8 protein-coding genes are annotated in these 10,916 nt (G+C 47.3%); 5 read left to right on the forward strand and 3 right to left on the reverse strand.

Annotated elements, in window-relative coordinates; genetic code table 11:
• Position 1: 1 nt before the first annotated feature.
• From QUB04_RS18935 to QUB04_RS18945, 3 genes are all read right to left on the reverse strand, one after another.
• Positions 2 to 196, reverse strand: coding sequence for a hypothetical protein (locus QUB04_RS18935; protein WP_333286664.1), 195 nt, complete (start codon positions 194 to 196; stop codon positions 2 to 4).
• A gap of 461 nt (positions 197 to 657) precedes the next feature.
• Positions 658 to 960, reverse strand: a complete 303-nt coding sequence (locus QUB04_RS18940) for a hypothetical protein (protein ID WP_333286666.1) — start codon at positions 958 to 960, stop codon at positions 658 to 660.
• A gap of 46 nt (positions 961 to 1,006) precedes the next feature.
• The gene (locus tag QUB04_RS18945) at positions 1,007 to 1,873 is read right to left on the reverse strand and encodes a HEAT repeat domain-containing protein (protein WP_333286668.1); all 867 of its coding nucleotides are present in this window, start codon (positions 1,871 to 1,873) and stop codon (positions 1,007 to 1,009) included.
• A 215-nt stretch (positions 1,874 to 2,088) separates the two neighbouring features.
• Here QUB04_RS18945 and QUB04_RS18950 point away from each other — a divergent pair, with 215 nt between their 5' ends.
• The 5 genes from QUB04_RS18950 to QUB04_RS18970 all read left to right on the forward strand — a co-directional run bounded on the left by QUB04_RS18950 (position 2,089) and on the right by QUB04_RS18970 (position 10,841).
• Positions 2,089 to 2,901: an ABC transporter ATP-binding protein gene (locus QUB04_RS18950; protein ID WP_333286670.1), complete on the forward strand. Its 813-nt coding sequence runs from the start codon at positions 2,089 to 2,091 to the stop codon at positions 2,899 to 2,901.
• A 173-nt stretch (positions 2,902 to 3,074) separates the two neighbouring features.
• The gene (locus QUB04_RS18955; protein ID WP_333286671.1) at positions 3,075 to 3,812 is read left to right on the forward strand and encodes an ABC transporter ATP-binding protein; all 738 of its coding nucleotides are present in this window, start codon (positions 3,075 to 3,077) and stop codon (positions 3,810 to 3,812) included.
• Positions 3,809 to 4,669 (forward strand): EamA family transporter, encoded by an 861-nt coding sequence (locus QUB04_RS18960; RefSeq protein WP_333286673.1) that lies wholly within the window; start codon positions 3,809 to 3,811, stop codon positions 4,667 to 4,669. The genes QUB04_RS18955 and QUB04_RS18960 overlap by 4 nt, the downstream gene beginning before the upstream one ends.
• 201 nt (positions 4,670 to 4,870) lie before the next feature.
• A complete protein-coding gene (gene cobN, locus QUB04_RS18965) occupies positions 4,871 to 9,019 on the forward strand; it encodes a cobaltochelatase subunit CobN (RefSeq protein WP_333286675.1) in 4,149 nt (1,382 codons plus the stop codon).
• 85 nt (positions 9,020 to 9,104) lie between these two features.
• Positions 9,105 to 10,841 (forward strand): hypothetical protein, encoded by a 1,737-nt coding sequence (locus QUB04_RS18970; RefSeq protein WP_333286677.1) that lies wholly within the window; start codon positions 9,105 to 9,107, stop codon positions 10,839 to 10,841.
• Positions 10,842 to 10,916: the final 75 nt, after the last annotated feature.

Here is a 10,916-nt window from a genome sequence, read left to right on the forward strand (position 1 = left end):
GTTATACAATTATCCCTGCGAGATGTTCAGGAGATTCAGGCGCTACGGTAATTGTAATATTATAGCGCGATGCGATCTCTTCCTGCAGAAAGTCGGTATCTTCTGCACCGGGAATTTTATCGAGATAGCAATTTTTTACTCCTAACAAAAACCCGGCGATCGCTTCTGATGAATTTTGGGAGTCGGCTACCTTCAAGACATATTGCCATTAACTCTCATCTTTGCCGTTAATATCTAGCGGTGTAATCGCTGACTTTATCCTCTGTTCCGCTGCGGTTTATTTGGTTTAAATAGTGCAGCATTAACGCCAAAATATTATCCGGTAAATTGCCGTCAGTTGTGCCTTATTTCTTGGCAATGAGTTGGTCGGCATAGAGTTTTGCTAGCAAAACGGTGATGTTTCTGCCGCCGGCTATTTCGGTTTTAAGGTTTCGTAGATTTTGAGCAGCCGCAGTGGGTTGATGGCAAAGTTTCTCCAGAGGACAAATATGTAAATTCCCCAGATGTAGGCATTTTTGGGAAGTGATTTGATGAAGGGGGGATTGCTTTGTTCAGCTTTGAGAGCATTGATGTATAGCCTTTCGAGCTCTCATATGAGGTACTCATGGGCATAGGGCATAGGGCATAGGGTATAGGGCATAGGGCATAGGGCATACCTCACCACGCTTGAGAACCGCTATATACACGGATATTTGCGATCGTTGTTTGTGACAAATTAGCTTTAGGTTCATCCAAAATTTTTAAGGCTGATTCTAGGTTTGATACAGCCTGATTTAACTCCGGTGAAGTTAGCGTCTTTGCTTTTTCTCGAAGGTGAAGAGCAATACTTAGCAAGACAGGGGCCGCAGGGCTACGCACATTTGCATCGGAGTCTTTCAGCAGCGGAACTAGCTGCGGCACAACAGTTTTAGCTTCTGCACCAATCCTCCTCAAAGCAGAGGCTGCACTACCTACGCACATTTGGATTGGAGTCTTTCAGCAAGACAATTAGCTGCCGCAGTGCAGTTTAAGCTTTTGCACGGATTTTATTCAAAGCAGAGGCTGTACTACTACGCACATTTGGATGGGAGTCTTTCAGCAAGACAATTAGCTGCGGCAGTGCAGTTTTAGCTTCTGCACCGATACTTCCCAAAGCATTGGCTGCACTACTACGCACAGTTGCATCTGAGTCTTGAAGCAGGGAAATTAGCTGTGGCACAGCAGTTTTAACTTCTGCACGCATCCTTGCCAAAGCATAGTCTGCACGGCTACGCACAGTTGCATCGGAGTCTTTCAGCAACAGAATTAGCTGCGGCAGTGCAATTTTAGCTTCTGCACCGATACTTCCCAAAGCATTGGCTGCACGGCTACGCACAGTGGCATCGGAGTCTTTCAGCAACAGAATTAGCTGCGGCACAGCAGTTTTAGCTTCTGCACCCATCCTTCCCAAAGCATAGTCTGCACGGCTACGCACAGTTGCATCGGAGTCTTTCAGCAACAGAATTAGCTGCGGCAGTGCAATTTTAGCTTCTGCACCCACCGACACATCTGAGTCTTTCAAGGTTTTGACAAAGGCAGGAATAGCAGGAAAACCAATTTGTCTTAGAACCTCAGCAGCACTCTGGCCGACTGACAAATTCTGATCCTGCAAAGCTTCCATCCAATCAGGGATGGCGGGTTCACCTATTTTTCGTAACAGCTTAATAGCTGCATCAAGTGCCGTTTCATTGTTAGTCTTTAACTTCTCGGTGAGGGAGGCAATCTGTTTGGGATTAGCTGTGGGTTCCTCCCCAATTCCACCCGCAGCATTGCGAGTCAACAGCAAAGGCGATGTGAAAGATAGAAACGAGAGGGCAATTACGGCAGCTAATCTTTGTCGGCAGTGCTTCGTCATGGGCTAGAATCCTTGTGTTTGATGAGCCGTCTCAGCCATTGGAATAATTGTGTATACATTCTCATCAAACTGTTTCAGGACTCCGGGGCATCTAAATTTGTGCTTGTCCGTGGTGAAATCGATCGCCCTAAATACTGCTTAAAAAGGGGGACTTTAAGAACATTCGGCAGTCTAAGGCATAATTAGATATCTTATATTCGTTCTATGATGTGTTTATGATTTCCGAACCCCTTACCCTCTCAACCAGCAATCCTGTTTTAGCAGCCAAAGGATTAACTCGCCGCTTTGGCGGTTTAATTGCTGTAAACAACGTATCTTTTACAGTTGAAAAACACGAAATTTTTGGATTAATCGGCCCTAACGGCGCGGGCAAGACAACTCTATTTAATCTAATGACTGGACTGATACCTGCTTCTAGTGGCAAGCTGATTTATCAAAATGAAAATATTTCCCAATTGAAGCCTTATCAAATTGCCAATAAAGGTATTGCCAGAACTTTTCAAAATATCCGGTTATTTGGGGAACTTTCTGCTGTGGAAAATGTGGCGATCGCCCGACACATCCACAGTCGATCGGGCAATCCAGTTTTATCGGTGCTGGCGGGGATTTTCGGCTTGCCAGCATCTAACGCAATGGAACGCAAAACCCAGCGAAAAGCCTTAGAATTGTTGGATTTAGTCGGATTGGGCGATCGCGCGGGCGAACAAGCCAAAAACTTGCCCTACGGCGACCAGAGGCGCTTAGAAATTGCCCGCGCTTTAGCCCTAGAACCGCAAATATTGCTGTTAGATGAACCAGCAGCGGGGATGAATCCCAATGAAAAGCACAAATTAAGCGAATTTATCCGCGAAGTGCGCCAACAATTCAATTTAACTGTAATATTGATCGAGCATCATGTACCGCTTGTTATGGGATTGTGCGATCGCATTGCCGTCTTGCATTTCGGTCAGCTTATTGCTTTGGGCGAGCCTGCTATTGTCAGGAATGACCCGGCAGTTATTGAGGCTTATTTGGGAGATGAAACGTAGAAAATTTAACTGGTTCCCAGCCAGAGCCGGGGAACGAGTAAACTCACATCTTGCACCATTCTCACGCATTCTGTAGGGGCGGGTTTCACCAACAATAATTGCCTAAGACCAATAATTTCATAAACCCGCCCCCACCCAACGGTAAATCGGAATCTACCTCAAAGTCACCGAAAATGCACGAAAGCCCACCCAAAATATCTCAAAATATCCTCTTAGAACTCAAGAATCTTTCTGTAAATTATGGTGGGATTCAAGCCATACAAAATATTAATCTCACCATTAATGCGGGCGAGGTTGTCAGTCTCATCGGTGCCAACGGTGCGGGCAAAAGTACCACCCTGAGAGCTATTTCTAAAATAGTTAATTTGCGACAAGGACAAATTATTTATAGCGGGCGCGATATTAGCCGCCGCCAAGCTCACGAAGTTGTGAAATTGGGAATCGCCCACAGTCCAGAAGGGCGGCGGGTTTTGGCGCAGCAAACGGTGTTAACTAACTTAGAATTAGGGGCCTATATTCGATCGGACTCGGCAGCAGTAAAAGCCGATTTAGAGCGCCAATTTGAGATATTTCCGCGCCTAGCAGAAAGGCGCCGCCAGCTAGCAGGAACTCTCAGCGGTGGGGAACAGCAAATGCTGGCGATCGCCCGTGCTCTGATGAGCCGCCCGAAGCTGCTATTATTAGACGAGCCCAGTTTAGGTTTAGCACCTGCGATCGTCAAAGAAATTTTCGGAATTATTCAAAATCTGCGTTCCACAGGCGTTACAATCCTTTTAGTCGAACAAAACGCCAGTTTAGCACTGCAAATTGCCGATCGGGGTTACGTACTAGAAGCTGGTAACATTACTCTCACAGGTATTGGAGCAGATTTGCTAAACGACGAGCGAGTCAGGAGCGCATATTTAGGATGACTTGGTTAATTTTAGGACTCTTGACCGCTTTTTTTGAAGCCGTCAAAGACGTTTTTGGGAAACAAAACCTCAAAAAAAGTGACGAATATGTCGTCGCTTGGTCTCTCTCATTTTTTTCAGTCATCTTTTTGATTCCCTGGGTAGTTTATACAGGAATTCCGACATTAAACTCTCAATTTTGGCTCGCCCTATTAATCGGAGGTAGCATCAACGCTGTCACATCCCTCCTCTACATCAAAGCCATCAAAGTATCAGATTTATCCCTAACACTACCGCTGGTAGCTTTGACACCATTATTCATGTTGGTAACTTCACCGTTAATTGTCGGTGAATACCCCAAACTTTTTGATTATATTGGCATTTTACTAATCGTAGGAGGCTCTTATTTATTAAATATAAAAGAGAAATCAAAAGGATATTTAGCCCCATTCACAGCACTGCTGAATGAACCAGGGCCCAAATTGATGTTAATCGTCGCATTGCTCTGGAGTATTGCCTCAAATTTTGACAAAATAGGAGTTACAAATTCATCCCCTATTTTTTGGTTATTCTCTTTGTTTGGTACAATCAGTGTCTTGCTACTGCCAGTTTTATTGCACAAAACCCCAAATTCAGGGCGAAAAATTCTCCAACAATTACCAATGCTAGCTGCTATGGGGTCTTTAAATGCTATTGGAGTGCTTTTTCAAATGCAAGCTTTGACATTAACTTTCGTAGTGCAAGTGATCGCGATTAAGCGTACTAGCGTGTTAATGGGTGTATTGTTCGGTCATTTCATTTTTAAGGAAAAAGATATTCAACAAAGATTATTAGGGGCCGGAATCATGATTTTGGGAGTTTTATTTATCAGTTTATAGGTTGAGATTTCCGGGACTTTGACGCTCATTCTCCCCCCCAATGTAGGGGCGGTGCGACCCCTACTCCCCGTGTCCGCCCTCTCTCGGTTGGGCGGGAATGTCCTGGTGGGAAACACGCCCTAGCCTCTATTTATGTATAAGTCATGTTATACTCAAGGCGATCGCACTTTCTCTCACTATTTATTAAAATAAAAAAAATTAATGCACAAAATAGCAGCCACGCCCGGAGGTTGGAACCCTCAATCAGAAGGAGTAATTTTTATTCAGCAAACCCCTGCACCAATAGTATTTATTAGTGCTGCTGACACCGACATTCAAACTCTCGCAGCCGCCGCATCCAAAATGCCGGCAAATTTTCCCAAAGTGCGCGCAGTAAATCTGCTTCAGTTGCAGCAACAACTAACAATTGATACTTATGCAGAGGAAGTTTTAGAACGCGCAGAGGTCATAATCTTAAGACTGTTAGGAGGGCGTTCTTATTGGTCTTACGGCTTAGAGATTCTGCGGGAAACAGTGCAGAAAACTAACGCAGCACTGATTGTAATGCCGGGAGAAGACAGTCCCGATCCCGATTTAATCAGCCATTCCAATGTATCGCTGTCAGCAGTCAATAAACTGTGGCGCTACTTCACAGAAGGCGGAGTCCAAAACTTTGTTAACGCACTCAAATTTGCCGCCGATACTTGCCTGAAAACTGCTTATAATCCACCGCTACCTCAAACAGTCTCCCGCGTCGGAATTTATGATTGGATCGGGCGCGGGGAGGAGTGTTTTGAAACTTTACCACCAGATTCAGATCCCCCTAAATCCCCCTTAATAAGGGGGACTTTGACCGCTTCTTGCCCCCCCCTTATTAAGGGGGGCTGGGGGGGATCTCCGGGTTTACCAACCGACGCTCAGCCCCCTAAATCCCCCTTAAGAAGGGGGACTTTGACAACTTCTTGCTCCCCCCTTCTTAAGGGGGGCTGGGGGGGATCTCCGGGTTTACCAACCGACGCTGATCCCCCTAAATCCCCCTTAAGAAGGGGGACTTGGACAACTTCTTGCTCCCCCCTTATTAAGGGGGGCTGGGGGGGATCTCCGGGTTGGGAAACACTCCCTAAAAGGCACGACGAGGGCGGGCACGGGGGCACCGCCCCTACGGTCGGAATATTATTTTATCGCGCTCATTATTTATCAGGAAACTTAGCACCAATTGATGCACTCTGTCAAGCTCTAGCAGAGCGAAATTTAGTCCCAGTTCCCGTCTTTGTGTCTTCTCTGCGGGAACCAGATTTGCAAATAGAATTGCTAGAGTATTTTAAACCAAAAGAATCCGAACCAATTCAATTATTGCTCAATACCACAAGTTTTGCAGTCTCCGGTTTCAGCAGTCAAGAACCGGAACAAAACAGCTTAAAATCCTTAGACGTTCCCGTATTGCAAGCAATCTTCAGCGGTGGCGGTTTGGAACAGTGGGAAACGGAACTTCAGGGACTTTCGCCCCGCGATGTAGCGATGAATGTAGCATTGCCAGAAGTAGATGGAAAAATCATTACTAGGGCGGTTTCTTTTAAAGCCGTACAGACTTGGAACAGCGAATTAGAAACAGATGTAGTAGGCTATGTAGCAGCGGGCGATCGCATTTCATTTGTAGCAGATTTAACCGCGAATTGGGTGAAGATGAAACAAACCCCAGCCGCCAACAGACGCATCGCCATAATTCTGGCAAATTACCCCACTCGCAACGCCCGCTTAGCCAACGGCGTCGGCTTAGATACGCCCGCTAGCTGTGTCGAAATCCTCAAAGCTATGCAGCAAGCTGGCTATCAAATTGAAAACATCCCCGCTAGCGGCAACGAGTTAATTGAACTGTTAACTTCCGGCGTGACAAATGACCCGGAAGGACGCGAATTGCGGCCTGTTCATCAATCTTTGGATTTGGCAGAATATGAAGAATATTTTGCTACTTTGCCGCAGGAAGTGCAAGATGGGATTTGTAAAAGATGGGGGCTTCCGGGAAGCTATGCACAAGATTTTATAAGTAACAATAGGTCTTTTCCGATTCCGGGAATTCAGTTTGGGAATGTGTTTGTAGGAATTCAACCATCGCGGGGATACGAACTCGACCCCGCGTTAAATTATCACGCCCCAGACTTAGAACCAACTCACAATTATCTAGCTTACTATTATTGGCTGCGCGAAAAGTTGGGAATTGACGCTATAATTCATGCTGGAAAACACGGCAACTTAGAATGGCTTCCCGGTAAAAGTATAGCATTGTCTAACAAATGTTATCCAGAAGTAGCGTTAGGGGCGTTGCCGAATTTTTATCCGTTCATTGTCAACGATCCGGGAGAAGGTTCCCAAGCAAAAAGACGATCGCAAGCTGTGATTATCGACCACCTCACACCGCCGATGACTCGCGCCGAACTCTACGGGCCTTTGCAGCAGTTGGAAACCTTAATCGACGAGTATTGCGAAGCCCAAAGTTTAGATCCGTCCAGATTGCCCATGATTCGCGATCGCATTCTCGCCCTCACCAACAAAGAAAACTTAGATAAAGACTTAGGAATACAACTAAATAAATCGGAATTTACAGAATTTATTACCCGCACAGATGGCTATCTTTGCGAACTCAAAGAATCCCAAATCCGCGACGGATTGCACATTTTCGGGCAGTGTCCCGAAGGTAGACAGTTGAGAGATTTGATAATTGCGATCGCCCGCCATCCCACCAACGGGCGATCGGGCATAACCCGCGCCCTAGCAGAAGACTCAGGCTACGATTTCGACCCCTTAACCTGCGATCCAACGTCGATAATTCAGCACCGCACAGCAGGCGATTTAACAGCAGAACTCGAAGAAAAAGCCGCTGAATTAGTAGATAACTTAATCGAAAAGATCCGCGTTAATCCGCGTTCATCTGCGGTTACAAATCCGCCAATAGGAGAATCAACCCAACAAGAATTAGACTGGATAAATAACTATCTTTTACCATCACTCCTCCAAACAAACCAAGAAATTACCAACCTTTTGCGCGGACTAGATGGGCGGCACATACCAAGCGGCGCATCCGGCGCGCCCACTCGCGGCAGACCAGACGTATTGCCCACAGGTCGCAATTTTTACTCAGTAGATATCCGCGCCATTCCCACAGAAACCGCCTGGAGAGTTGGCCGAGTTGCTGCTGAAACTTTAATCGAAAGATACACCCAAGAAAACGGCGAATATCCGAAAACTTTGGGTTTGTCAGTGTGGGGAACATCCACCATGCGGACGGGGGGAGATGACATCGCCGAAGCCTTGGCACTGATAGGAGTTCAACCAGTTTGGGATGGCCCTTCGCGCCGGGTTGTAGATTTTGAAATCTTGCCAATTTCTGTTTTGGGGCGGCCGCGCGTTGATGTTACTTTGCGAATTTCTGGCTTTTTCCGCGATGCTTTTTTTAATTTAATTGATTTGTTTGATAGTGCGGTAAAAGCTGTGGCAGATTTAGAGGAATCGGCAGAAAATAACCCTTTAGCAGCACAAGTTAAGGAAGAGATTTTGTATTGGGAATCTACAGGTTTGAGTCAGGAAGAGGCGCAAGGGCGATCGCAATTTCGAGTCTTTGGCTCAAAACCAGGTGCTTACGGCGCAGGACTTCAAGGCATAATTGAAGCTCAAAACTGGACAGACGACAGCGATTTAGCAAAAGCTTACATTAATTGGAGCAGTTACGCCTATACCTCCTCTAGTTCCTCAAATTTGCCGGGAGATTTAGCAGGAGTTAAACAGAGTGAATGGGGATGTTCTGCACCCGAAGCATTTGAACAACGCCTCGGCCAAATGCAAATAGTTCTGCAAAACCAAGACAACCGCGAACACGACATCCTCGACTCCGACGATTATTATCAATTCCAAGGCGGAATGACGGCCGCAATTCGCAATTTGCAAGGCAAAAATCCTGAAACCTATTTTGGAGATAATTCAATTCCCGAAAATCCGAAAGTCCGGCAACTGCGAGAAGAAATTGCGAGGGTTTATCGCAGTAGGGCTGTGAATCCCAAATGGATAGAAGGTGCGATGCGACACGGTTATAAAGGTGCGTTTGAAATTGCAGCAACTGTTGATTTTTTGTTTGCTTACGATGCTACGGCAAATTGTGTAGAGGATTTTATGTATGAAGGAATCGCCGAGGCTTACATTTTTGATGAAAAAGTGCAGGCATTTATTCAAGAAAACAATCCTTGGGCACTGCGAGATATGGCGGAAAGATTGCTAGAAGCTCGTCAGCGGGGGTTGTGGCAGAGTGCGAACCAGGATACACTGGATAAATTGAGGTCGATCGCCCTGCAAGCCGAAGCAGTCATCGAATCCCATACATAAATACTCAAAACGTCACCATCGCGGCTGCCGAGGAATGGCCGCTTGCGGTAATATCTAGTAATGTTTCGCGATCGCTGAAAGCTTTATGATTCGCCGCTACATTGCTAGCATCAGCACCAGCATCCTCAAACGTACCTGCGCCGCAGCCGCTGTATTAGCCGTAACTTTGGGATGTTCGTCAACGAAGCCGCCCAACACCGCAGCGCCATCGGGTTCGATCGAATCCGCCGTCCTAGCGCAGTCCCCAACGTCTCTGTTAGCTCAAAACCGCAACAAAACCAGAAAATCCCTCAGCCTTCCCTCTTGCCCCCAAAACGATGCCTTCACGGAGTCAATTAACTTTGCCACCCAAGCTTCTAATTTGGCTCAATCAGCCAATTCAAAAGAAGACTGGGACGAAGTAGCCGCCCTGTGGGTGCAGGCCGTCGCTTGGATGCAAGCCGTTCCCCCCGGCAGTCCCAGACGGGCGTTTGCGGAGAAAAAAGTGGTGGAGTACATGAGAAACCTGGTTTATTCCCAGCAGCAAGCGAGCGCAACCAGATCGCAAGCCAGTACAGTCAGCTTCAGCAGCGATTTACTCAACGAACAACTCGAACTTTACCTATCCTACGTTGCTGCCGTCGGGCCACCAGATGTTTTGATTGTCGGCAGTTCCCGCGCATTGCAGGGCGTAGATCCCAAACAACTAAAACAATCTTTGGCCCAAAGGGGCCGTCCGGGCTTAAAAGTATTTAACTTTTCAGTCAACGGCGCAACTGCACAAGTAGTTGACTTTCAACTGCGGCGGCTTTTGAAGCCGGATCATTTGCCTCAAATGATTGTCTGGGCGGATGGTGTGCGCGCATTTAACAGCGGCCGGGACGATCGCACTTTTAATTCGATCGTCGATTCTGAAGGCAGCCAACTTATAGCCGCAGGCGTTCGCCCCGAACTGCCGTCGGATGAACCGAATGTGATTCCCCAGTGTTACAGATTCCCGCAGCCCTGCGCTAAAAATACTTTCCGCAAAGCATTGGCATCTGTCGATAGACCTTTCACGGGCGGGCAAGACGCGCACCCCACAATCAACCTCCTGTCTCGTGGAACGGGCATCTTGCCCGTTGCTGAGAATGCTGCAGGCGGGCAAGATGCCCAACCCCTACTCCCCAAAATCAAATTCCTGTCAAGTGGAACGGGCAAACTGCCCGTTGCTGACACCCACCCCCCAATCAAATTCATGTCTAGTGGAACGGGCATCTTGCCCGTTGCCTCAAATGCTGCAAGATATGAGTTAAAACAGATCGCAGCGGATGCAGCAACCCAAAAAGCACAAGTGATTCCAGTCTCGCGACGCACAACAGTAGCCATCAGACAACTCAACCAATTGGCAGATTCGATCGACTCCAACGGATTCATGGCTATGTCGGGCAAGTACAATCCCAACACTTATTATCGAGAACGCGCTTACGTTTCAGGCCAGTACGATCGCGACTACGAAAACTTCAACCTCGGAGGCAAACAAGCAACTGCCTTTAATTCAGTTGTAGCATTTACCAAAGCTCGCAAAATTCCCCTGATTTTCGTCAATTTGCCCCTCACCGACGACTACTTAGACGGAACTCGCCTGCGGGCAGAACAGCAGTTCCGGCTGCGAATGCAGCAACTCTCGCGGCAAAAAGGCTTCGCTTTCCGCGACTTGTCGCAGCGGTGGCCTGGCCGCAACGACTATTTTTTGGACCCCAGCCACCTCAACCGCTTTGGGGCGAGCGCAGTTTCTAGCCTACTCGCTGCCGATTCCAGCATTATCTGGCCACGGCCCAAATCCAGCCGCAGCGACGGGTGAAGGAAGTTCGGCAACGGATTCTGTAACGGATGTAACGGATGTAACGGATGTAACGGATGTAACGGATGTCAGTCC

Source organism: Microcoleus sp. D2_18a_B4 (assembly GCF_036702475.1).
In the GTDB taxonomy this organism is placed as follows: domain Bacteria; phylum Cyanobacteriota; class Cyanobacteriia; order Cyanobacteriales; family Microcoleaceae; genus Microcoleus.